The organism is Curtobacterium sp. MCSS17_015, assembly GCF_003234265.2.
GTDB lineage: Bacteria > Actinomycetota > Actinomycetes > Actinomycetales > Microbacteriaceae > Curtobacterium.
On record NZ_CP126256.1, the window covers coordinates 2,090,165 to 2,112,382 of the forward strand.

The 22,218-nt window shown below is 73.1% G+C and carries 20 protein-coding genes; 9 read left to right on the plus strand and 11 right to left on the minus strand.

Annotation, left to right across the window (positions count from 1 at the left end):
- Positions 1–26: 26 nt before the first annotated feature.
- Both rfbB and rfbD read left to right on the plus strand, forming a co-directional pair.
- Positions 27–1,013, plus strand: coding sequence for a dTDP-glucose 4,6-dehydratase (gene rfbB / locus DEJ18_RS09725; RefSeq protein WP_111210992.1), 987 nt, complete (start codon positions 27–29; stop codon positions 1,011–1,013).
- A 14-nt stretch (positions 1,014–1,027) separates the two neighbouring features.
- Positions 1,028–1,879, plus strand: a complete 852-nt coding sequence (gene rfbD, locus DEJ18_RS09730; RefSeq protein WP_111210991.1) for a dTDP-4-dehydrorhamnose reductase — start codon at positions 1,028–1,030, stop codon at positions 1,877–1,879.
- Positions 1,880–1,963: 84 nt separating this feature from the next.
- Here rfbD and DEJ18_RS09735 read toward each other — a convergent pair whose 3' ends face one another.
- Positions 1,964–3,019: a glycosyltransferase gene (locus DEJ18_RS09735; protein ID WP_220034338.1), complete on the minus strand. Its 1,056-nt coding sequence runs from the start codon at positions 3,017–3,019 to the stop codon at positions 1,964–1,966.
- A gap of 124 nt (positions 3,020–3,143) precedes the next feature.
- Here DEJ18_RS09735 and DEJ18_RS09740 point away from each other — a divergent pair, with 124 nt between their 5' ends.
- The 3 genes from DEJ18_RS09740 to DEJ18_RS09750 all read left to right on the plus strand — a co-directional run bounded on the left by DEJ18_RS09740 (position 3,144) and on the right by DEJ18_RS09750 (position 6,139).
- Positions 3,144–4,133 (plus strand): lysylphosphatidylglycerol synthase transmembrane domain-containing protein, encoded by a 990-nt coding sequence (locus DEJ18_RS09740; protein ID WP_111210990.1) that lies wholly within the window; start codon positions 3,144–3,146, stop codon positions 4,131–4,133.
- A 55-nt stretch (positions 4,134–4,188) separates the two neighbouring features.
- Positions 4,189–5,331 carry a glycosyltransferase family 4 protein gene (locus DEJ18_RS09745; protein ID WP_111080517.1) on the plus strand — a complete coding sequence of 381 codons (1,143 nt, stop codon included), beginning with the start codon at positions 4,189–4,191 and terminating at the stop codon, positions 5,329–5,331.
- 100 nt (positions 5,332–5,431) lie between these two features.
- The gene (locus DEJ18_RS09750) at positions 5,432–6,139 is read left to right on the plus strand and encodes a hypothetical protein (RefSeq protein WP_146241600.1); all 708 of its coding nucleotides are present in this window, start codon (positions 5,432–5,434) and stop codon (positions 6,137–6,139) included.
- A 36-nt stretch (positions 6,140–6,175) separates the two neighbouring features.
- Here DEJ18_RS09750 and purE read toward each other — a convergent pair whose 3' ends face one another.
- The 6 genes from purE to DEJ18_RS09780 all read right to left on the minus strand — a co-directional run bounded on the left by purE (position 6,176) and on the right by DEJ18_RS09780 (position 12,464).
- The gene (gene purE / locus DEJ18_RS09755) at positions 6,176–6,685 is read right to left on the minus strand and encodes a 5-(carboxyamino)imidazole ribonucleotide mutase (RefSeq protein WP_258371054.1); all 510 of its coding nucleotides are present in this window, start codon (positions 6,683–6,685) and stop codon (positions 6,176–6,178) included.
- 38 nt (positions 6,686–6,723) lie between these two features.
- On the minus strand, positions 6,724–8,391 hold the full coding sequence (locus tag DEJ18_RS09760) for a glycoside hydrolase family 6 protein (RefSeq protein ID WP_181434235.1): 1,668 nt from the start codon (positions 8,389–8,391) through the stop codon (positions 6,724–6,726).
- A gap of 163 nt (positions 8,392–8,554) precedes the next feature.
- Positions 8,555–9,691, minus strand: coding sequence for a 5-(carboxyamino)imidazole ribonucleotide synthase (locus tag DEJ18_RS09765; protein ID WP_111210986.1), 1,137 nt, complete (start codon positions 9,689–9,691; stop codon positions 8,555–8,557).
- Positions 9,692–9,694: 3 nt separating this feature from the next.
- Positions 9,695–11,002: a UDP-glucose dehydrogenase family protein gene (locus DEJ18_RS09770; RefSeq protein WP_111210985.1), complete on the minus strand. Its 1,308-nt coding sequence runs from the start codon at positions 11,000–11,002 to the stop codon at positions 9,695–9,697.
- Between the two features lie 78 nt (positions 11,003–11,080).
- The gene (locus DEJ18_RS09775; RefSeq protein WP_181434234.1) at positions 11,081–11,614 is read right to left on the minus strand and encodes a PH domain-containing protein; all 534 of its coding nucleotides are present in this window, start codon (positions 11,612–11,614) and stop codon (positions 11,081–11,083) included.
- Positions 11,615–11,618: 4 nt separating this feature from the next.
- Positions 11,619–12,464, minus strand: a complete 846-nt coding sequence (locus tag DEJ18_RS09780; protein ID WP_111210983.1) for a biotin--[acetyl-CoA-carboxylase] ligase — start codon at positions 12,462–12,464, stop codon at positions 11,619–11,621.
- Between the two features lie 74 nt (positions 12,465–12,538).
- Here DEJ18_RS09780 and DEJ18_RS09785 point away from each other — a divergent pair, with 74 nt between their 5' ends.
- A complete protein-coding gene (locus DEJ18_RS09785) occupies positions 12,539–14,134 on the plus strand; it encodes an acyl-CoA carboxylase subunit beta (protein WP_111080525.1) in 1,596 nt (531 codons plus the stop codon).
- Complete coding sequence (locus DEJ18_RS09790) at positions 14,131–14,382, plus strand: acyl-CoA carboxylase subunit epsilon (protein WP_111080526.1); 252 nt, start codon at positions 14,131–14,133, stop codon at positions 14,380–14,382. Before DEJ18_RS09785 ends, DEJ18_RS09790 begins: the two co-directional genes overlap by 4 nt.
- A 469-nt stretch (positions 14,383–14,851) precedes the next feature.
- On the opposite strand, the gene DEJ18_RS09795 is transcribed toward DEJ18_RS09790, so the two are convergent.
- The 4 genes from DEJ18_RS09795 to DEJ18_RS09810 form a co-directional block, all read right to left on the minus strand.
- On the minus strand, positions 14,852–15,934 hold the full coding sequence (locus DEJ18_RS09795) for a DUF8320 family protein (protein WP_111211048.1): 1,083 nt from the start codon (positions 15,932–15,934) through the stop codon (positions 14,852–14,854).
- Complete coding sequence (locus DEJ18_RS09800) at positions 15,931–17,277, minus strand: sensor histidine kinase (protein ID WP_111210982.1); 1,347 nt, start codon at positions 17,275–17,277, stop codon at positions 15,931–15,933. Before DEJ18_RS09800 ends, DEJ18_RS09795 begins: the two co-directional genes overlap by 4 nt.
- 24 nt (positions 17,278–17,301) lie before the next feature.
- The gene (locus DEJ18_RS09805; RefSeq protein WP_375334645.1) at positions 17,302–18,027 is read right to left on the minus strand and encodes a response regulator transcription factor; all 726 of its coding nucleotides are present in this window, start codon (positions 18,025–18,027) and stop codon (positions 17,302–17,304) included.
- A 128-nt stretch (positions 18,028–18,155) separates the two neighbouring features.
- Complete coding sequence (locus DEJ18_RS09810; protein WP_111210981.1) at positions 18,156–19,415, minus strand: class I SAM-dependent RNA methyltransferase; 1,260 nt, start codon at positions 19,413–19,415, stop codon at positions 18,156–18,158.
- 14 nt (positions 19,416–19,429) lie between these two features.
- Between DEJ18_RS09810 and DEJ18_RS09815 the strand changes: the two genes are divergently transcribed.
- Both DEJ18_RS09815 and DEJ18_RS09820 read left to right on the plus strand, forming a co-directional pair.
- A complete protein-coding gene (locus tag DEJ18_RS09815; RefSeq protein ID WP_111210980.1) occupies positions 19,430–20,227 on the plus strand; it encodes a Maf family protein in 798 nt (265 codons plus the stop codon).
- Positions 20,228–20,306: 79 nt separating this feature from the next.
- Positions 20,307–22,082: an acetyl/propionyl/methylcrotonyl-CoA carboxylase subunit alpha gene (locus tag DEJ18_RS09820; RefSeq protein ID WP_111210979.1), complete on the plus strand. Its 1,776-nt coding sequence runs from the start codon at positions 20,307–20,309 to the stop codon at positions 22,080–22,082.
- Positions 22,083–22,218 lie beyond the last annotated feature (136 nt).

Sequence of the window (22,218 nt, forward strand, 5' to 3'; positions counted from 1 at the left end):
CTCACCGATTATTGAAGGAACAACGCGTGAAGATCCTCGTCACCGGAGGGGCCGGCTTCATCGGCTCGAACTTCGTCCGCCGTACGCTGCAGGACGCCTACCCCGGACTCGAAGGTGCCGACGTCGTCGTGTACGACGCCCTCACCTACTCCGGCAACCTCGAGAACCTCGCACCGGTCGCGGACTCCCCTCGATACACGTTCGTGCAGGGCGACATCACCGACGCCGGGAAGCTCGACGAGGTCATCCCGGGCATCGACGCCATCGTGCACTTCGCGGCCGAGTCGCACGTGGACCGCTCGGTCCGCGACTCCGGCATCTTCGTCGAGACGAACGTCGTCGGCACCCAGCGCCTGCTCGACGCAGCGCTCCGCCACGGCACCGAGCGCTTCGTCCACGTCTCGACCGACGAGGTCTACGGGTCGATCAGCGAGGGCTCCTGGGACGAGGAGCGTCCGCTCGAGCCGAACTCGCCGTACTCGGCGTCGAAGGCCGGCAGTGACCTGCTCGCCCGCAGCTACCACCGCACACACGGGCTGAACCTCTCGATCACCCGCTGCTCGAACAACTACGGGCCGTACCACTTCCCCGAGAAGGTCATCCCGCTGTTCGTCACGAACCTCATCGACGACCGGCACGTCCCGCTCTACGGCGAGGGCAACAACATCCGCGACTGGCTGCACGTCGACGACCACACCCGCGGCATCGCGATGGTCCTCACCAAGGGCCGCGCCGGCGAGATCTACAACATCGGTGGCGGCACGGAGCTCACCAACAAGGAACTCACCCAGCTGCTCCTCGACGCGACCGGCAAGGACTGGTCGTACGTCGACCGCGTCCAGGACCGTCTCGGGCACGACCTCCGCTACTCGGTCGACATCTCGAAGATCCAGGCCGAGCTCGGCTACGAGCCGCAGGTGCCGTTCGAGCAGGGCCTCGCCGACGTCGTGCAGTGGTACCGCGACAACCGCGCCTGGTGGGAGCCGCTCAAGGAGCGCGCGGCGCTCAGCTGAGCCCGGCGACGACGATGACCCGCATCCTCATCACCGGCGCTGCCGGCATGCTCGGTCGCGACCTGCAGTTCGCCCTGCAGGGCCGTGACGTGACCGCCCTCGGCCGGGCCGACCTCGACATCACCGACCCGGAGGCGGTCGACGCCGCCGTGGCCGGCCACGACGTCGTGATCAACTCCGCTGCCTACACGAAGGTGGACGACGCGGAGACGCACGAGGACGACGCGGCGGCGGTGAACGCCACCGGGCCGAAGCACCTCGCCGAGGCGGCGGTCCGGCACGGCGCGAAGCTGGTGACGATCTCGACGGACTACGTGTTCGACGGCAACGGCACCGCGCCCTACCCGGAGGACGCGCCGACCGACCCGTTGAACGCCTACGGGCGGACGAAGGCAGCGGGCGAGGCGTTCGTCCGTCGGATCGCTCCGGACTCGTCGTACATCGTGCGTACGGCGTGGATCTACGGCGCCCACGGACCGAACTTCGCCGCGACGATGCTGCGGCTCGCCGCGACGCACGACACCGTCGCGGTGGTCACCGACCAGGTCGGTCAGCCCACCTGGACCGGCGACCTGGCGGCGCGGATCGTCGAACTCGTCGACGCCGACGCACCGGCCGGCACCTACCACGGCACGAACTCGGGCCAGGGCTCGTGGTTCGACTTCACGAAGGCGATCTTCGCCGAGAACGGTCTCGACCCCGAGCGGGTGCTGCCGACCGACAGCGCTTCGTTCGTCCGGCCGGCCCCGCGTCCGGCCTACAGCGTCCTCGGGCACGACGCGTGGTCCCGAGCGGGACTCGCCCCGATGCGAGACTGGCGCGAGGCGCTGCACGCCGCTGTCGAGGCCGGCGCGCTCCGCGCCTGAGCGGTCCACTCGACTCGATCGTCTGACGGGCGGGAGGCACGGCGCCAGCTGGCACCGTGCCTCCTTCCCGTCATCGCGGACGTCTCAGCCGACGACCGCTCGCAGCCGTTCGTCGAGCGGGGCGACGGCTGCCTCCGGTCGGAAACGCTCCGCGGCGGCCGCTGCCGCCGCCCGCCGTCCGGCCAGGAAGTCCCGGTCGGCGGCCAACGAGCGAAGGGTCGCCGCGAGCGCGTCCGCGTCCCCCGCCGGGAAGCCGAGGACGGCGTCGCCGAACGCCCGGCGCTGCGGCGCGGTGTCGCTCGTCACCACCGCGAGCCCGGCGGCGGCACACTGGTAGACCTTGTTGGGGACCACCTTGAGCGCCTTCGGCGTGGTGCCGGCGATGCCGATGCCGACGTCGTGCGCGGCCACCAGCGCAGGCAGCTCGGCTGCGTCCACCCAGGGGATCCACTCGGTCCGAGCACCGCCCCGAGCCGCGTCCCGTGCGGCCTCGAGATCCTGGCCGGACCCGATCATCGTCACCGTCACCGGGTCCTCCGGGCCGAGCGCGCCGATCGCCGCGCCGATGGTCGCGGCACCCTGCAGCGGGGTGAACAAACCGTAGAACACGACCCGCAGCGGCCCGTCCGCCCCGCCCACAGGCGCCGCAGCGGCGTCGTACCACTGCGCCGTGGCACCGACCGGGACGACCACGGCCTTGGAACGCAGCCGCTCGGGCACCAGGTCGCGGTGCTCGTCGGTGTCGAGGACCACGACGTCGGCGATCCGGAGAGCCGCCTCGTCGAGGAACTGCAACAGACGCTGCTTCGCGCCGCTGCCGCCGACGCCGCGGTCCTGTGCGGTCGTCGCGGCGAAGATCAGGTGGTCGAGGACGATGGGCGTGCGGGGGAAGAGCAGGCGAGCCAGCCAGACGTCGAAGTGGCCCATGTACCCGACGAGCAGGGCGTCGGGCCGACCCGCGACACGCACCCGGAGGGCCTGGACGGCCAACCGCGTCCAGCTGCGCGCGAGCCGCCACGCCATCCTCGTGGCCCCTGACCTCGCACCGAGCATCGCGACCCGATCGCGTGTGGACAGGCCGAGGGGGACGTTCGCCTCCACGACGACGTGACCGCGGGCGCGGAGCCCGTCGGCGAGCACGCGTACCCGAGGGTGGTCCGCCGCCTGGTATGTTCCGAAGGCCAAGATCCGCACGTGGGCCGCCCTTTCCGATGCTCACTCGCGCTGTTCCCGTGCTGGCGCACCCGATCAACCCTAGGTGAGAATGACCGACCTCCCGAAGCCCGCCGGCCGCTCGAGGACGAAGACCGTCGTCCGCGTCGTCGGCCTGGTGCTCGCGCTCGTGCTCTGCGTGGCCTTCCTGGTCCCCCGCGCCGGCGACATCGCCGACGCGTTCGGCCGACAGGACCCGCTGACGCTCGTCGCCGCCCTCGTCACCGGGGGTGCGGCGACCTACGTCACGTTCCTGTCATGGCGCGCGCTCATGTCCGGGGCCGGCCACCGCATCCCACTCGGGGCCGCGCAGCGCGTGTTCTTCCTGTCGCAGATCGGCAAGTACATCCCCGGGTCCGTTTGGCCGATCGTGGCGCAGGCCGACCTCGGCCGAGAACACCGTGTCCCGGCTGCCCGGAGCGTCGCAGTCGGCATGCTCACCCTGCTCATCAGCTGCGGCGCAGGGGTGTCCGTCGCTGCCGTGACGATCCCCTTCGTGCAGCCCGATGCCTTCTCGCGGTACTGGTTCGTGGTGCTGCTGGTGCCGGTGGTCCTCGCGGCCCTGCACCCCGCCGTGCTCCGGTTCGGCCTGCGCCTCGCGTCGCGCGTGACCCGCCGCGACCTCGGGACGATCGAGATCGGCATCGGTGCCGTCCTCCGTGCGTTCGGCTGGGCGCTCCTGGCCTGGCTGGTGTTCGGCCTGCACATCGTCCTCGTCCTCGTCCCGCTCGGCCACATGGACCTGCGCGTGGTCACACTGACGACGGGTGCGTACGCCCTCGCGTGGCTCGTCGGCTTCGTGGTGTTCTTCCTGCCGGCCGGCCTGGGTGGTCGGGAAGCGGTCCTGACCGCGCTGCTCACCGCCGGTGTCCCACTCGGTGCGTCGGCCGCGGTCAGCGTCGCCGTGATGTCCCGGGTGCTCCTCACCGTCGTCGACCTGCTGTTCGCCGGTGCTGCGGTACTCGGGGAGCGACGCCGACGACGCCCGGGAGCAGGGGACCGTCCGGTCGACCCCACGGGTTCCCCCGAGCGCCACTGGTAGCGTTGGTCATCGATCCCCGGGGTGACCCGGCCGCACCACCGAGGAGCCCTGCCAGATGACCACACTCCGCGTGATCGTGGACCAGGTGATCGCGCCGGTGCCCGGCGGCATCGGTCGCTACGCGGAGGAACTGACCCGGCAACTCGTCGCCACCGCGCCGGACGGCTGCGACGTCGAGGCGGTCGTCTCCGCCGCTCCCGCTGCCGACCTGCAGCACCTCCGGACGCTCCTGCCCGGGCTCTCCGGGCTCGACCGGCTCGCGCTGCCCCGTCGGGAACTCGCGCTCGCGTGGCAGGGCGGTCTGGCTCGTGGCGCCTCGCACGGCATGGTGCACGCGCCGAGCGTCCTCGCGCCGCTGGTGAAGCACGACCGGGTCCAGGAGCCGGGCCGACAGACGGTCGTCACCGTCCACGACACGGTGCCGTGGACGCACCCCGAGACCCTGACGCCGCGCGGGGTGCACTTCCACAAGGCGATGGTGAAGCGGGCGTACCGGTACGCCGACGCCGTCGTCGTCCCGACCCACGCGGTCGCCGCGCAGCTCAACGAGATCCACCGGTTCGACGACCGGTTGCGGGTCATCGGCGGTGCCCCGAGCGGCCGTCTGCGGGTCCCGGTGGACGCCGACCTGCGTGCGGAACGGCTGGGACTTCCCGACCGGTACGTGCTGGCCGTCGGGACCCTCGAGCCCCGCAAGGGCCTGAGCGCCCTCATCGAGGCCATGGCGCACCCCGAGGCCCCCGACGACGTCCCCCTGGTCATCGCCGGCCCGGACGGGTGGGGCGACGTGGACGTGCACGGCACCGCCGAGCGGGCGGGGCTCAGCCCGGACCGGGTCAAGGTGCTCGGGCGGGTTGACGACGCCGACCTCGCCGTCGCGTACGACCGTGCCACCGTCTTCGTGTTCCCGAGCCTCGCCGAGGGCTTCGGCCTCCCCGTCGTCGAGGCGATGAGCTTCGGCGTCCCGGTCATCCACTCGGACGACGAGGCCGTGCGTGAAGTCGCGTCCGACGCCGGCGTGAGTGTCGCGCGGAACCCGCGGCAGAGCTACCCGGAGCGCCTCGCGCAGGCGATGTACCAGGTCGTCAACGACGCGCACCTCGCGGGGCAACTGGCGGTCGCGGGACCGGACCGCGCCAGGATGTTCGACTGGCGCGACTCGGCCCTCGAGACCTGGCAACTGCACGCCGACCTCTGACGCGCCGAGCGCTCGTGGGCCGCGTCACGGCTCGGCATCGATCGCGGCTCTCGCCGTGTCCCTGCCCGGGAGGCCCGTGCCCGGCTGCCAGGATCAGCCCATGACACGTCGTCACCCGTCCACGGTCCTGACCGCCGCGATCACCGTCGGCATCAGCGGGGCCCTGCTCCTGACCGCCTGCTCCGGCGGCGACACCCCGGCCCCCACGAAGAGCGCCTCGGCGACCAGGACTGCCAGCCCCACGCCGACGCGCACACCGTCGCAGGCACCGGCCCCGTCCATGTCGGCCGCCCCGTCGGCGCCGGCTGACGAAGCGTCGGCACCGGGCTCCGACGACGACACCAACGACGGCTCCGGTCAGGGCACCGGCAACGGCAGCGGCGTCACCGCCCCGGACACCGTCGACTTCGGCACCGTCACGCAGCAGGGCGTCGCAGCTGCCGGAGGAGGGACCGTCGTCTCCCTCACGGGCGGGGGCGACCTGTGGACCGTGGTCGTCGCCGGGCCGGACGGCTCCCTGACGCAGTCGGTCGTGTCCGCGACGCTCGGCCGTGTCACCTCCGGGCCCTTCCCGAAGGACTCGGACGCGGCGGCGAAGGGCGCGACCGCTGCTCGGGCTGCGGCCCTCCGGGTCGACGCCGACGCTGCCGTGGCCAAGGCCACCGCGGCGGTGCCGGGCAGTTCGCTCACCGGGTTGCAGCTGGGCGGCAGCGGGTCCGCTCCGGTGTGGAACGCGACGGTCACGTCGGGCGGGGCGAGCCGTTCGGTGACGGTGGACGGCGTGACGGGCGCGACCCGGGCCTCCTGACCGGGCTGCTCGACGGCGGCCGGTGCGGCTGCCGGGTCAGCGCGCGTCGCGGAGCGCCTGCGCCTTCCGCTCGACGGCCTGTTCGAGCCCGGCGGCGTACTCCGCGAGCCGTGCCGCGACCGCGGGCTCCGACGTGCCGATGATGCGCGCCGCGAGGAGTCCGGCGTTGGCCGCGCCGTTGATGGCCATCGTCGCCACGGGGATGCCAGCGGGCATCTGCACGATCGACAGGAGCGAGTCGAGACCGTCCAGCCGTGCGAGCTGCACCGGGACGCCGATCACCGGCAGGGTCGTGACCGAGGCGACCATACCGGGCAGGTGCGCCGCTCCCCCGGCACCGGCGATCACGACCCGGATGCCGCGCTCGGCGGCGGTCCGGCCGAAGCGCATCATCTTGTCCGGGGTGCGGTGCGCCGACACGACGTCGGCCTCGAACGGGATGCCGAGCTCGTCGAGGACGTCGGCCGCGGCGCGCATGGTCGGCCAGTCCGAGTCGGAACCCATGATGACGGAGACGAGGGGGGCTGGTGCGGAGCTGTCGGTCACCCTGACGAGCCTAGTGGCGGGCGTCGGCGGGGACGCGGTCAGCGCACGGTGACGCTCCGGCACCCGAGCGAGGCGTCCCCGCCGCGGCCGAGGCCGGTCGCGGTGACACAGACGCGGTGCTTCCCGGAGGCGACCGCCAGCGTCCGTGCGTAGCCGTGGGCGGCGCCGGCTCCGTACGCTCGGTCGACGTCGGGCCGTGCTGCCGACGCCGCGACGCCGACGACCGCACGCCCGTCCACCCGCACGGTCACGGTGACCGGGGAACCGACGGCATCGCGGTCGAAGGCCCATCCGGACACGGAGAGGCGCCGGCTCGTGCTCGAGGTCACGCTGTCGACGCGACCGACCGGAGCGCTCACCGGCACCGTCACGGTCCGGCAGCCCGAGGCCGTGTCGGCACCCGGTCCGACGTTGCGGGCGACCGCGCACACCCGGTGCGACCCGCCGGCGGCCGGCACCACGACCTCGAAGCCGTGGGCGGCGCCCGCGCCCGTCGCCCGGGCCACGTCGGGTCGGTCCCGGTCGGCGCGCGTCGTCCGGGTGGTCCTGCCGTCGACCGTGACGTCGACGCTCAGGGACGTGGCCGGCTCGTCGGCGTCCACGGCCCAGCCGCGGACGGCGACGCCCGCCGGGGCCGGCGTCGCGGAGTCCAGGCTGACGCGTGGGGCGGCCGGAGCGGACGGTGCGGGCGGTGCCGTCTTCGCCGCGGTGGGTGCGCCGAGCGCTGCGTTGGCGACCAGGGCCTGCGCGTAGGCCGAGTACCAGGACCCGGCCCTCGGTCCGCCGTTGCAGGTCCCGTCGCTCGCGCCGGGCGTCTTCACCCAGAGCAGCGCGTCCAGGGCCGTCCCGTCGGTCGCGACCCGGGGCGTCGTGCCCAGTCCCGCACCCGGGGCGTTGCACCAGGTGCCCCGCCAACCGGTGCCGTTCCGCGACGTGTCGATCACGTAGTGGGCACCACCGGTCAGTGCCGACACCCGCTGCGCGTAGGCCTGCTCCTGGGCGACCGGGTAGTAGTTCGCGACGTTGGTCGAGAAGCCGCGGGCCTGCTGCACACCCGCCTTCGTGAGCCGGTCGGCCATCGTCGCCGGCGGCACCCAGTTCGAGTTCCCGGCGTCGAGGTACGCGGGCACACCGGCGGCCGTGAAGGCAGCGACCTCGCGCGACAGGATGCGGTAGCGCTGCTCGTCGAGCGACCCCGTGCACGCGCTGTTGCTGAGCATGGCGAGCGAGTCCGGTTCGACGACGACCGCGGCGCGCTTGCCCGCCAGGAGCGCCACGACCCGGTCGACCCAGGCGTCGTAGGACGCCTCGTCGAACCCGCCGGCCGAGTAGCCGCCGCAGTCCCGGTCCGGGATCGCGTACGTCACGAAGACCGCGGTCGTGCCGGTCGCTGCCGCCCCCTCGGTGGCGGCGGTGACGGTCTTGGTCAGCGTGGTGCCCTGGGTCCACTCCCCGAGCCAGGTCGCCACCGGGTACCGGGCGATGGTCGACGCCGCGGCGGCGCCGGCGGGGTCGCTCGTGCGGAGCGCTGCGGCGGCCTTCGCGGGCTCGCTCGTCGGCGAGGTGTACTGCCCGTTGCCGTACAGCTGCGCCGCGGTCCGTGACCGGACGTCGGGCGTCGGGGCGGCCGACGCGGCGGGGACGAGGAGACCGCTCGTCAGGGCTGCGACGGCGAGGCCGACGGCGAGAACCGAGGTCGTGCGCATGTGGGGCCCCCTGGGGATCGGCGTTGTCGGCCCTCCCATGCCACCACGTGACCTGCCCCACGGCCACCCGCCAGTCCGGGTGCCACCCGTCGTGGTGGCACCCGTCGCCGTCGGGCCACCGGGTCTCCCGATCTCCGGTCAGCCCCTCCGGCCGGCTGCCGGCTCAGTCGTCGAAGTGCGCTGCCGCCGCTCGCGCGCGGTACACGACGTCGTCGACGTCGTCACCCGTCACGGTGACGTGGCCGATCTTGCGACCGGGGCGCGGGGACTTGCCGTAGAAGTGGTACTTCGCCTCGGGGAAGGCAGCGAGCGCCGCGGGGTAGCGTGCCGCGAGGTCGCCGTCCGCCGGGCCGCCGAGCACGTTCACCATGACCGCGACGGCCGCCTTCGCGCCCGTCGCGCCGAGCGGCAGGTCGAGCACGGCACGGAGGTGCTGCTCGAACTGGCTCGTGGTGGCGCCGTCGATCGACCAGTGGCCGGTGTTGTGCGGTCGCATCGCCAGTTCGTTGACGAGGATGCGCTCGTCGTCGGTCTGGAAGAGCTCGACGGCGAGGACCCCGGTGACACCGAGTTCCTCGGCGACGCGCACCGCGATCGCCTCGGCCGCGTCGGCGACGCGTCCGGCGCTGGACGGCGCGGGGGCGATCACCTCGGCGCAGACCCCGTCGCGCTGCGTCGTCTCGACGAGCGGCCAGGCCACGATCTCCCCCGACGGCCGCCGGGCGACCGACTGCGCCAGTTCGCGGGTGAAGGGGACGAGTTCCTCCGCCAGGAGCGCCTGCTCGCCGCCGACCTCCGCCGCCGCGATGAACCAGTCCTCGACGTCGGCCGGGTCGGTGACGACGCGGACGCCCTTGCCGTCGTAGCCGCCACGGGGCGTCTTCACGACCACACGACCGCCGTGCTCGGCGAGGAACGCGCGCAGCTCCTCGGCGTCGTGCACCGCGGCCCAGTCCGGGACCGGGAGGCCCAGCTCGGTGAGGCGGCGGCGCATCGTGATCTTGTCCTGCGCGACTGCGAGGGGTTCCGGGCCGGGGTGCACCGCCACACCCGCGTCGCGCAGCACGGCGAGGACGTCCTGCGGCACGTGCTCGTGGTCGAACGTCACGACGTCGACGTCCCGCGCGAACGCCAGGACGGTCTCGGCGTCGTGGTAGTCACCCTCGGCCGTCGCCGCGATCGCCGCGGACATGCCGGGCCCCTCGGCGAGGACACGGATGTCGAGGCCGAGTTCCACGGCTGCGGGCACCATCATCCGGGCCAGTTGGCCGCCACCGATGACCCCGACACGCAGCACCATCGGTCAGCGACCCATGCCACGGTAGGTGAAGCCGGCGGCGCGCCAGGCCTCGCGGTCCAGGCAGTTCCGGCCGTCGATGACGACCGGCGACGCCACGAGCGACGCGACCGCGGCGGGGTCGAGCTCCCGGAACTCGTTCCACTCGGTGAGCACGAGCACCAGGTCGGCGCCCGTCAGGGCGTCGGTCGCGGTCTCGGCGTAGTCGAGCTCCGGGTGCACGCGTCGAGCGGTGACCACGGCCTCCGGGTCGAAGGCGGCGACCGTCGCACCCAGGCCGAGCAGCCGTGCGGCGATGTCGAGTGCCGGCGAGTCCCGGACGTCGTCGGAGTTGGGCTTGAACGCGAGACCGAGGACGGCGACCCGCTTGCCCGCGACGGCACCACCGAGCATCTCCTGGGCCAGCTCGACGACGTGCGCGCGACGGCGGAGGTTCGTCGCGTCGACGTCGGCCAGGAACGCCAGCGACTCGCCGACCCCGAGCTCGTCGGCCCGGGCCTGGAACGCGCGGATGTCCTTCGGCAGGCAGCCGCCCCCGAAGCCGAGGCCGGCGTTGAGGAACTTCCGGCCGATGCGGGCGTCGTGCCCGATGGCGTCGGCGAGCGCGGTGACGTCCGCACCGACGACCTCGGCGATCTCGGCCATCGCGTTGATGAAGGAGATCTTCGTGGCGAGGAACGCGTTCGCGCTGATCTTCACGAGCTCCGCGGTGGCGAGGTCGACGACCAGGCGCGGGGTGCCCTCGGCGAGCGCGGTCTCGTAGACCTCGTCGAGCGCCGCGACGGCACGCTGGCCGTCCTCGCCCTCCGGGACGCCGTACACGAAGCGGTCCGGCGAGATGGTGTCCTGCACGGCGAAGCCCTCACGCAGGAACTCCGGGTTCCACACCAGCGTCGCGCCCGGCACGGCGGCGGACAGGTCGGCGCCGAGGCGGGCGGCCGTGCCGACGGGCACCGTGGACTTGCCGACGACGAACTGGCCGGCCGAGACGTACGGCGTCAGCGACGCCATCGCCGCGTCGACGTACCGGAGGTCGGCGGCGCCGGTCGGCCCCTGCGGGGTCCCGACGGCGAGGAAGTGCACCTGGGCGCCGGCGACCTCGGCCATGTCCGTGGTGAACCGGATGCGGCCCGAGCCGAGCGCCTCGTCGAGGATCTCGGGCAGTCCCGGCTCGAAGAACGGTGCCTCGCCGGCAGCGAGTCGTTCGATCTTGGTCGGGTCGACGTCGACGGCGACGACGTCGTGTCCGAGCTTGGCCATGGAGGCGGCATGCACGGCACCGAGGTAGCCGCAGCCGATGACAGAGATACGCACGCGACGACGCTACCGGTTCCCGGCCCGATCCACATGACGGCGGACCGCGCGCTCCTCGTCGCGGTCGCCGGCACGCGACTACCCGTCGTGCCGGGCAGTGCCCCTCACGATGTCGTCCCAGTCCGGTTCGCGGTGCCGCCGACGGGCCTCGTGCGCCTCGACCAGGTCGTGCAGCACCGCGACGACGAGGTCGGCGTGTGGGACGTCGCTGAGCACGAGGGCGGGGTCGTCCCCTGGGAACACGAGCACGTCACCGGACCGGAACAGGCCCTGGGCACCGCGGCGACGGACGGTCACGTCGTACCCGCGCGAGTGCAGGAGCTCGCGTCGGGTCCGGGTCCCGAGGCCGTGCACGACGACGAGTCGCCGGGTGGTGACGACGTACCGCTGCGACAGCCAGCGCAGGAGGGGGACGACCCCGCCGAGGACGACGAGCGCGACGGCCGCCACCGCGACGACGGCGTTGACCCAGGCCAGTTCGGCACGGAACACGCCGAACCCGAACCCACCCGCGGCGGCGACTAGCACGACGAACACCGCCGGGCGGACGAGCCGTCGGGCGTGCGGCCGGAGCCGTGCCACGACCAGCTCGGGCGGTGGCTCGTCGGTCATGCCGTCATGCATAGCGCAGGTGGGTGACGTCCCCCACCGCGACGCCCCTGGGGACGCCGCTCCGGTCCCGGATCGTGATCCGACCGTCGTCGTCGACACCGGTGGCGTCGGCCTCGACGATCGACCCGTCCGGCAGCTCGAGCCGCACCCGCTGGCCGATCGTTCCGCAGACCGCGCGCACGTGGGAACGGACCGACTCGGCGGCCGCGCCCGGCGTCGCCAGGCCGGCGACCGCCTCCTGGAGGCCCGTCCAGAGGTCCGTCAGGACGGCGTCGGCGAGCGTCGTGGCCGGCTCGGTGGCACCGGCGACGAGCAGCGAGGTCGCGGTCGGGGTGGGCAGCGCGTCCGCGGGGATCGTGAGGTTCACCCCGACGCCGACCACGACCGAGCCGTCGCGCGCGACCTGGCAGAGCACGCCGGAGACCTTGCGGCCGTCGACGAGGACGTCGTTCGGCCACTTCACGAGGACGCGCCGTTCGGTCGGTCGAGGGTCCTCGTGACCGTGACCGTGCCCGTGCCCGTGCCCGGACAGCGCGTTGACGACCGCGTCCCGGACCGCGGCGCCGGCGACGAGGGGCAACCACCCGCGCTCACGCGGCTCGAGGTCGGCACGGACGAGGACGCTGGCGGCCAGGGTCTGTCCCGCCGGGGCCTCCCAGGTGCGGTCCAGGCGCCCCCGCCCCGCGGTCTGGTCGAGCGTGACGACGACGCTGCCGGAACGCAGCCCGGGGGCGGCGACCAGGAGGTCCGCGTTGGTCGAACCGGTGGTCGCGGTCGCCGTGAAGGTGGCGCCGGTGGCCTCGACGGCGGCACGGGCACGGGGGAAGGAGGGCGCGACCGGTGTGGACATGCACGCAAACCTACGGGCCGGAACCGTGGGGGTCCTCCAACGGGCCCGCTCCGGACCGCCGGTAGGGTGAGCGGGTGACCACAGGAGACACCCCCGATCTCTCGACGACCGCCGGCCGTCTCGCCGACCTCCGCGACCGGTACCACGAGGCCGTGACCGCCGCGGGCGAGGCCGCGATCGCGAAGCAGCACGCCAAGGGCAAGATGACCGCCAGGGAGCGCATCGAGCAGCTCCTCGACGAGAACTCCTTCGTGGAGCTCGACGAGTTCGTCCGCCACCGCACCCACGCGTTCGGGATGGAGTCGAAGCGCCCGTACGGCGACGCGGTCGTCACCGGACACGGCACGATCCACGGCCGACAGGTCGCGGTGTACGCGCAGGACTTCACCGTCTTCGGCGGCTCCCTCGGCGAGGTCGCCGGCGAGAAGATCGTCAAGGTGATGGAGCACGCGCTGAAGACGGGTGTGCCGATCATCGGCATCCTCGACTCCGGCGGCGCCCGGATCCAGGAGGGGGTGGTCGCCCTCGGCAAGTACGGTGAGATCTTCCGCCTCAACACCGCTGCCTCCGGCGTCATCCCGCAGATCTCGATCGTGATGGGACCGGCGGCCGGTGGCGCGGTGTACTCCCCCGCCCTCACCGACTTCGTCATCATGGTCGACAAGACCAGCCACATGTTCGTCACCGGTCCGGACGTCATCAAGACGGTCACCGGCGAGGACGTCGGCTTCGAGGAGCTCGGCGGCGCGCACACCCACAACGCGGTCTCGGGCGTCGCGCACTACCTTGCCGAGGACGAGACCGATGCGCTGGACTACGCGCGCTCGCTCATCGGGTTCCTGCCGGACAACAACCTGTCCGACCCGCCGAGCTACGACGTCGCGCCCGAGCTCGAGACGACCGACGCCGACCGCGAGCTCGACGTCGTGATCCCGGACTCGACGAACCAGCCGTACGACGTCACGACGATCATCGAGCACGTCGTGGACGACGGCGAGTTCCTCGAGGTGCAGCCGCTCTTCGCGCCGAACATCATGATCGGCTTCGGCCGCGTCGAGGGCCGTACCGTCGGCATCATCGCGAACCAGCCGCAGGCGATGGCCGGCACGCTGAACATCGACGCCGGTGAGAAGGCCGCGCGCTTCGTCCGGTTCTGCGACGCCTTCGGGATCCCGATCCTGACCCTCGTCGACGTCCCCGGGTACCTGCCGGGCACCGACCAGGAGTGGACCGGCGTCATCCGCCGTGGCGCGAAGCTGCTGTACGCGTACGCCGAGGCCACCGTGCCGCTCGTGACCGTCATCACCCGCAAGGCGTACGGCGGCGCGTACATCGTCATGGGCTCGAAGCAGCTCGGCGCCGACATCAACCTGGCGTGGCCGACCGCCGAGATCGCGGTCATGGGCGGCCAGGGCGCGGTCAACATCCTCTACCGCAGCGAGATCAAGCGTGCGGAGGAGGCCGGCGAGGACGTCGCCGCGGTCCGCACCAAGCTCGCGAACGAGTACACGTACAACGTCGCGTCGCCGTACCTCGCAGCGGAGCGCGGTGAGCTCGACGGCATCATCCAGCCGCACGCGACCCGTGTGTCGGTCATCAAGGCGCTCCGGGCCCTGCGCGGCAAGCGGGCGAGCCTGCCGCCGAAGAAGCACGGGAACATCCCGCTGTGAGCCCGCGTCACGCTGCCGCCGTCCCGGCCGACGAACCCACGTCGGTCGCGGACGTCCGCGTCGTCGGGGGCGACCCGACGCCCGAGGAACTCGCCGCCGTCATCGCGGTCCTGCAGCGGCAGGCCGACGAGGCCGCGGCCGCCGGCCGGGCCCGTGCGGAGGACTCGCCGAGGTCGGGCTGGGACGCTTCCGCCCGGGGCATGCGTCGACCGCTGCACCAGGGCACCTGGAGTCGGTCGCTGCGCTGACCAGCGTGTACCCCGAGGATCTTCCACTGACAGCTGTCGTCCAGGCTGTCGCCGGGGTCCGCTGAGACGCACCACTCGGCCCGGACCGACGCACCGTTCCGTCTCCCCTCGGTCGGGGGGGCGTCCCGCCTGCAGATCGCCGCAGATCGGCGGGATTGTCCCCCGAAATGATGACTGACACCCCGCGGTGCTGCGGGCATCATTGTCTGTGTTCGGTGTTCTTCGTTGAAGTGCATCGGCGGTCGGTGGCCGACTAGGGTACGAAGCCACCACCGTGACGAGTCAGGGCGGTATTCGGGTTGTCGCTCTGCCTCGGGTCGTGAACGGGCCGGTCGGTAGCTCCGACCGGCCCGTTCCCGTTTCCGGCGTGCGCTGTGTCAGTTTCCCGGCGTGCGCTGCGTCAGCTTCCCGGCGTGCGCTGCGTCAGCTTCCCGGCGTGCGCTGTGTCAGCTTCCCGGCGTGCGCTGCGTCAGCGCTGCGGGCCAGCCGGTGCGGTCGACTCCGCCGACCGGGCGATCTCGAGCCACAGCGCCACCGAGTCGTCCTCGTCGCCGTCCTCGTCGTCGTCGGCCGCGCCGAGGGCCGCCGATTCGCTCTCCGCGGCGTCGAGCCGGAGCCCGACGACGGTGACGGCCGCGTCGGCGCCGTCCGGCACGGTGCGGACGATGACGCTGTCCGCCTGGGCTTCGAACGCGCGCCGGAGCGCGTCGGCGAGTTCGCCGTGCACGCGCTGCTGCTCACGGACGTCGAGGTCGTCCAGCCCCCCGTCGTCGTGCAGCTGCACCACGGCGCCACGACGACGCAGGCGCATCACCTCGGTCCGCACGTCGTCCGACAGCAGCGACCGGCCACGGATCTCGTCGCGGATCGCCTGCTCGAGGTGCAGGCTCTCCGCGCGCTCGTCGGTGTCGAGGTCTCCGCAGGTGTCGATGATGCGCTGCAGCATCGGCAGCGCCATCCGCGTGGTCTGCCCGAGGCGGACCTGCCGCTCCGACACGTGGGCGTCCTGGGCCGCCTGCCAGTCGACGGTCTCCTGCTCGGCGCGGACGAAGTCACGGGTGATCCGGTTCGCGTGGTTCATCGCGATCGAGAACCCGGTCGCCACCGACAGCCAGATGACGCTGCCGAGCGCGCCGAGCTCGCCGAGCGCCCCGAGCCCGGCCCAGGCGACGGAGTGCACCGTGCAGAAGAGCACGCCGGCCCAGGCGAACGGGCCGCGCTGCCGGACGGCGAGCACGACCATGAGCGTCCCGACGGCCGCGATCCACCACGTGGAGTAGGTCGGCGCGACGCTGAGGTCGACGACCGGCGCGCAGACGATCGGCATCACGAACGCGGTGGCGAGTGCGAAGCACGCCACCCAGACCGGCAGCGCGGGCCCGCGCACGAACAGCGCCAGCGCCGTCGCCGCCGCGTAGAGGACCATGCACGACACCACGCGCGCGGCGTCCGCCGGCGCCGCGGGCAGCGTGGACGCGGCGAGCACCAGGTGCACGAGGGAGAACAGCGCGGCCAGACCGGTCGCGCTCCCGCGGGTCCCGGGGGCCCTCATGCGACGTCTCCCGTCGCGGGCTCCGTGCGGGGCGCCGGCCACCGGAGCACGACCCGCGTGCCGGAGCCCGGTGCCGTCAGCACCTCGGCCGCGCCGGCCGCAGCGGCCATGCGCTCGACGATCGACCGTCGGACCCCCAGTCGCTCCGCTGGCACGGCGTCCCGGTCGAACCCCGCGCCGTCGTCGGCGACCTCCACGCGGACGGACGCGTCGTCGGCGTCGATCGTCACCCACCGCGACACGTCGTTCCCCGCGTGCTGGACGCTGTTCACCGCGGCCTGCAGTGCCGCGGACGCGAGCGCGTCGGCGGCGGAGGCCGGGACGGCCGGGCCGTCGGTCGGCGCCGTGCGCACCTCGACGGGGGCGGCGAGCGCTGAGACCGAGGCGGTGATGCGCTCACGGAGCGCGTGGAACGGCACGACCGGGTCCTCGCCGGGGCCGTCCGCCGCCGCCGCCGCGAGGTGGTCGATCGCGTTGCGTGCCATCCGCGCCGCGAGGGTCTTCGCCTCGAGGGTGTCCGCCCGCGCCGCGGACAGCAGGGTCGTCAGCACGCTGTCGTGCACGATCGCGTCGACCTGGACGCGCTCGACCTCGGTCGCGTGCTCACGGATCGCCCGCGAGTAGCGCCGCACCGCGGTCGCCTGTGCCACGTCCACCGCTGCGGCCGCACGGCGGAGCACCACGATGAGCACGAGCGCCGCGATGCCGAGGACGGCGGTGTACACGCCGTCGAGCAACGCCCGCTGCAGACCGACCGCCCCGCCGGCGGGCGAGAGCCGCAGCAGGATGTACACGATCGGCACGAGCGCGTTGTAGACCGCTGCCCGCCAGGTGGCGAAGCTGAGCGACGCGGCGATGGTGCCGACGTTGCAGAGCCACCACGGCCACGGGATGTCCGCGGCGGAGAGCGGCTCGCGGACGGTCAGGGGGAAGGTGACGAGCGCGACGAGGAACAGCACCGCACAGACGATCTGCGCGGGCTGGGCCCAGCGCTGCGCGAACGCCGACGCACCGACGACGAGGAGCGAGAGCCCGACCACGATGGTCGTCGCCGGCGCCCAGAACGGGTCGAGGGACGGCAGCTGCCGGAACAACGACGGGGTGTTCACGGCGCCGAAGCCGATCGCGGCGATCGCCATGAGGATCGTGAACGCCCGGCCCAGCGAGGCCTGCGTGATCGTCGCGCGCACCGACCGCGACGGGTCGGTCATGCCCGAGGGCGACGTGCCCGTCCCCGGGTCGTCCCCCGGTCGCACGCGTTGTCCGACGGCTGCGCCGGACCCCGGGTGCGGCGGACGCCGGGCCGCTCCCGGCCCGGCGTCCGCCGCGGCGTCGGTGGTCACGAGGACCGCCGACCGCGGACGTCGTCAGCGACCATCGCCGTCGGGGTCGATGCCGGAGTCGAGCCCGGGCAGGATCCCGTCCTCCACCGCGCGGCGCAGGAGGTCGACCTTGGTGGGCGCGGGACGACCGACCTCCACGTACTTCACGCGGATGCGGTCGAGGTACTCGCGGGCCGTGGAGTACCCGATCCCGAGCTGCTGGGCCGCCAGCTTGAGCGGCAGACCCGATGCGTACAGGTGCAGGATCTCGCGCTCGCGGCGGCCGAGCTGCGCCTTCGCGAAGTCCCGGTCGGCGTCGATCGCACTCGCCCACTCGAGGTTGTTGAGGACGTCACCGCGGGCCACGGTCGCGACGGCGGCCATCACGGTCTTGGTGGCGGAGGACTTCGGGATGACACCGGCGGCCCCTGCCGCCAGCGCCTCGCGGACGTTCGCCACCCGGTCGGCGATGCTGTGCACGAGGACGGCCGAGCCGGTCCCCTGCACGCCCTTGACGTTCTCGGTCACCGTCGAACCGTCGCCGAGCGACAGGTCGAGGACGACGACGTCGACCTCACGCCCACCGAGCTGCGCGATGTACTCCGGGACGCTCGCGGCGGTGAGGACCACCTCGAACCCCTCGTTCTGACACGCGGCCTGGATCCCCAGTCGGACCGACTCGTGGTCGTCGACGATGGCGACCCGGACCGGCCGGGTCTCGAGACCGGCAGTCCCTGTCGTGCCGGTCGTTGTGCTGGTGGTGTCTCCCACGGTTGCCTCTCGTTCCGACGACGCGCCGGGCCCTGATCCCGGTTGCCGTCAGCAACCAAGGATACCCAGGTCAGCCTCAGCTTCGTACCCCGCAACGGAAGTGCCGGACCCGGTCGGCGTCGACCGCGTCAGGCGACCGGCACCAGACGCGCCACGGCCTCCAGGTGGTGGGTGTGCGGGAAGAGGTCGAACGCGCGGAGGGCCTCCAGGCGGTAGCCGAGGTCCGCGAAGGTGGCGACGTCGCGGGCCAGCGCGACCGGGTCGCACGCCACGTAGACGACCTGGGCCGGCTGCAGCGCCGCGACGGAGACGACGACGTCACGGCCGGCACCGGCGCGGGGCGGGTCGAGGACGACGGTGCCGGCGCGGAAGCGCTCCCGTTCCGGACGGGAGGCGGTGTCCACGGTCCGGGCGAGCCATCGGTCGACGCGACCGGTCTCGGCGCGGGCGCCGATCCACTCGGACAGGTTCTCCTGCGCGTGCTCCGTCGCCCGGGCGGCGCTCTCGACGCTCGTGACGCGGGCGCGGGGACCGCCGACGTCGGCGAGGGCGGCGGCGAGGAGGCCGACCCCGCCGTACAGGTCGAGGTGCTGCCCCTCCGGGTCGAGCCGCTCACGGTCGAGCAGGTCCTGCACGGCGGCGGTGAGCACGGCGGGGGCCTGCCGGTGCACCTGCCAGAACCCGTCGTCGTCAACGGCGAAGGTCCGCTCGCCGACGATCTCGTGCACCACGGTGGGACGCTGCGCGTCGATGACGAGGCGGGCACCCTCGGAGCCGCTCGGGCTCAGGACGTCGACGACCTCCGCGCCGGGCATCGAGCCGCGGGCGATCGGGGCGGACTCCTGGACGGCCGCCGTGGCCAGCGGCAGCGAGGTCACGGGGACGACGGTGTGCGAGCGGGCGGCGAAGGGGCCGGGGGTGCCGTCGGCGTCGACGTGGAGCCGCAGGCGGGTACGCCAGCCGAGGCCGTTCACCTCGTCGTCGCCGGGAGCCGACTCGACGAGCACCGGTGCGCCGAGCATCTCGTCGAGGTCGACACGGCCGAACCGGGAGAACGAGTCGACCAGGACGTCCCGCTTCAAGGTGCGCTGGTGGGCGAGGGCGATGTGCCCGAACTCCGCGCCGCCCGGGCGCACCGCGGGGTCGCGCTCGAGGGCCGCCTCGGGCCAGACGTGGTCGACCCGGTGCTCGCTCGGGTCGAGGACCTGCACGGTGTCGGCGCGCCAGAACGGCTTCTTCCGGTCCTCCGTCACCCGGGCGACGACCCGCTCCCCCGGGACCGCGTCCGAGACGAACACCACGCGCCCCTCGTGCCGTGCCACCGAGATGCCGCCGTGGGCGATCCCGGTGACGTCGAGTTCGAGCAGTGTGCCGACGGATTCACCCATGGTTCGATGTTCCCATGCGTCTGTACCTCGCGAGCACCTCCCCCGCCCGCCGTGCGCTCCTGGCGCAGGCCGGGATCGACCCCGTGCTCGTCTCGCCCGGCGTGGACGAGGACGCCGTCGGGCTCGCCGAGCGGGACCGCCTCGGTCGCGAGCTCACCGGTCCGGAGCTCGTCGCCCTGCTCGCCGTGGCCAAGGCGTCCGCCGTCGCCGACGGTGCGGTGACGACCGCCGGCCCGCTCGACGGCTTCGTCTTCGGCGGCGACTCCGCGTTCGAGGTGGACGGGCAGCTGTACGGCAAGCCGCACGACCCGGCGGTCGCGCGGCGACGGTGGCGGCAGATGCTCGAGGCCGGCGGCGGCACGCTGTGGAGCGGACACTGCGTCATCGACCGACGCGCCGGTGGCGGACCGACCGTGTCGGGGCCGGGAGGCGCGGTGACGTCGGGTGACGGGCCTCCCGTCCGACCGGTGGCCGGGTCCGGCATGTCCGCCGGGTCCGACGCGGTGGCGTCCCTGGGCGCGGTCGCGCCGGGCGGGTCCGCGCTCGTCACCGACGGCGACCGCGTGGTCGCGGTCGACAGCGCCGTCCTCACGTTCGCCGACGACGTCTCCCCGGCCGAGATCGACGCGTACGTCGCCACCGGCGAGCCGCTCGAGGTCGCCGGCGCGTTCACGATCGACGGTCGCGCCGCGGCGTACATCACGCGGATCGACGGAGCCCCCTCCGCCGTCGTCGGCCTGTCGCTCCCGGTCCTCCGTTCGATGCTGCGCACGGGCTTCGGGATCGCCTGGCACGACCTCTGGGCCCTGTAGACATCCACCTGCTCCACGGGGTGTTTCTTGTGGATGCCGCTCAAAACACGACCCCGACACACGAATACGCTGATGTTCCATGCCCCGCATCAGCAAGGTCCTCATCGCGAACCGCGGCGAGATCGCCGTCCGCATCATCCGCGCGGCCCGTGACGCGGGCAAGGCCTCGGTCGCGGTCTACGCCGACCAGGACCGCGACGCCCTGCACGCCCGCCTCGCCGACGAGGCCTACGCGCTGAACGGCACCACGAGCGCCGACACCTACCTGGTGATCGAGAAGATCATCTCGGTCGCTCGCCGGTCCGGCGCCGACGCGGTGCACCCGGGCTACGGCTTCCTCGCCGAGAACGCGGACTTCGCCCGCGCGGTCATCGACGCCGGCCTCGCCTGGATCGGCCCCTCGCCGGAGTCCATCGAGCGCCTCGGCGACAAGGTCTCCGCCCGGCACGTGGCCGAGAAGGTCGGCGCGCCGCTCGCCCCGGGAACGATCGAGCCCGTGCAGGACGTCTCCGAGGTCGTCGCCTTCGCCGACGAGGTCGGGCTGCCCGTCGCGATCAAGGCCGCGTTCGGTGGCGGTGGCCGCGGGCTCAAGGTCGCGCGCACCCGGGACGAGATCGAGTCCCAGTTCGAGTCCGCCACGCGGGAGGCCATCGCCGCCTTCGGTCGTGGCGAGTGCTTCGTCGAGAAGTACCTCGACAAGCCGCGGCACGTCGAGACCCAGTGCCTGGCCGACATGCACGGCAACGTCGTCGTCGTCTCCACCCGCGACTGCTCCCTGCAGCGTCGCCACCAGAAGCTCGTCGAGGAAGCCCCGGCCCCGTACCTCACGGCGGCGCAGACGACCGCCCTGTACGAGTCGTCGAAGGCCATCCTGCGCGAGGTCGGCTACCTCGGTGCCGGCACGTGCGAGTTCCTCATCGGTGCCGACGGCACCGTGTCCTTCCTCGAGGTGAACACCCGGCTGCAGGTCGAGCACTGCGTGTCGGAGGAAGTGACCGGCATCGACCTCGTCCGCGAGCAGTTCCGGCTCGCCGAAGGTGGCGTGCTCGACTACGAGGACCCGACCCCGCGCGGACACTCCTTCGAGTTCCGCATCAACGGCGAGGACCCGGGTCGCAACTTCTTCCCCGCGCCGGGCCCCGTGCACGTGTTCAACGCCCCGTCCGGTCCGGGCGTCCGCGTCGACTCGGGCGTCGTGTCGGGCGACGTCGTCTCCGGATCGTTCGACTCGATGCTCGCGAAGCTCATCGTCACCGGTGCCACCCGTGCCGAGGCGCTCGAGCGCTCCCGCCGCGCCCTCGCCGAGTTCGAGGTCGCCGGGCTCCCCACCGTCATCCCGTTCCACCGCGCGGTCGTCGCGGACCCGGCCTTCGCCACGGACGACACGACGCCGTTCTCCGTGTACACGCAGTGGATCGAGACCGACTTCGCGAACGACATCCCGGCGTGGAGCGGGGAGCCCGAGGCGTTGCCCGTCCCCGCCGAGCGCGACAGCGTCGTGGTCGAGGTGCAGGGCAAGCGCATCGAGGTCACCATGCCCTCGATCGTCGGCGGCGGTGCCGGCGGTGCCCGTCGTCCGTCCGGGCCCTCGGCTCCCCCGAAGCGCCGCTCCTCCGCCGTCAAGGGTGGTCGTGCGGCGTCGGGTTCGTCGGTCGCGTCCCCGATGCAGGCCACCGTCGTGAAGCTCGCGGTCGCGGAAGGCGACACCGTCGTGAAGGGCGACCTGCTCGTCGTCCTCGAGGCGATGAAGATGGAGCAGCCCGTCCAGGCGCACAAGGACGGCGTCGTGACCGGCCTCAACGCCCCCGTCGGCCAGACGGTCTCCTCCGGTCACGTCCTGCTCGAGATCGCGTAGCGTTCCCCGCGCCGCGCTCCCGTGGCGTGGGTCGGACACGAACGACACCTGGACACCAGCGCAGAACCCGCGCGTCGTGCAGGACGAGGCTCCTTCCGTCCGCACCGACACGACGAGGACCCGCTCGAACCACCGG

Coding starts and splice junctions, on each gene's coding strand:
- DEJ18_RS09775 (WP_181434234.1), bottom strand. CDS start 11,614: ATGACCGACGAGCCACCGCCCGAGCTGGTCGTGGCACGGCTCCGGCCG.
- DEJ18_RS09760 (WP_181434235.1), bottom strand. CDS start 8,391: ATGCGCACGACCTCGGTTCTCGCCGTCGGCCTCGCCGTCGCAGCCCTG.
- DEJ18_RS09820 (WP_111210979.1), top strand. CDS start 20,307: ATGCCCCGCATCAGCAAGGTCCTCATCGCGAACCGCGGCGAGATCGCC.
- rfbD (WP_111210991.1), top strand. CDS start 1,028: ATGACCCGCATCCTCATCACCGGCGCTGCCGGCATGCTCGGTCGCGAC.
- DEJ18_RS09780 (WP_111210983.1), bottom strand. CDS start 12,464: ATGTCCACACCGGTCGCGCCCTCCTTCCCCCGTGCCCGTGCCGCCGTC.
- DEJ18_RS09765 (WP_111210986.1), bottom strand. CDS start 9,691: ATGGTGCTGCGTGTCGGGGTCATCGGTGGCGGCCAACTGGCCCGGATG.
- DEJ18_RS09810 (WP_111210981.1), bottom strand. CDS start 19,415: ATGGGTGAATCCGTCGGCACACTGCTCGAACTCGACGTCACCGGGATC.
- DEJ18_RS09745 (WP_111080517.1), top strand. CDS start 4,189: ATGACCACACTCCGCGTGATCGTGGACCAGGTGATCGCGCCGGTGCCC.
- DEJ18_RS09750 (WP_146241600.1), top strand. CDS start 5,432: ATGACACGTCGTCACCCGTCCACGGTCCTGACCGCCGCGATCACCGTC.
- DEJ18_RS09815 (WP_111210980.1), top strand. CDS start 19,430: ATGCGTCTGTACCTCGCGAGCACCTCCCCCGCCCGCCGTGCGCTCCTG.
- DEJ18_RS09740 (WP_111210990.1), top strand. CDS start 3,144: ATGACCGACCTCCCGAAGCCCGCCGGCCGCTCGAGGACGAAGACCGTC.
- DEJ18_RS09795 (WP_111211048.1), bottom strand. CDS start 15,934: ATGAGGGCCCCCGGGACCCGCGGGAGCGCGACCGGTCTGGCCGCGCTG.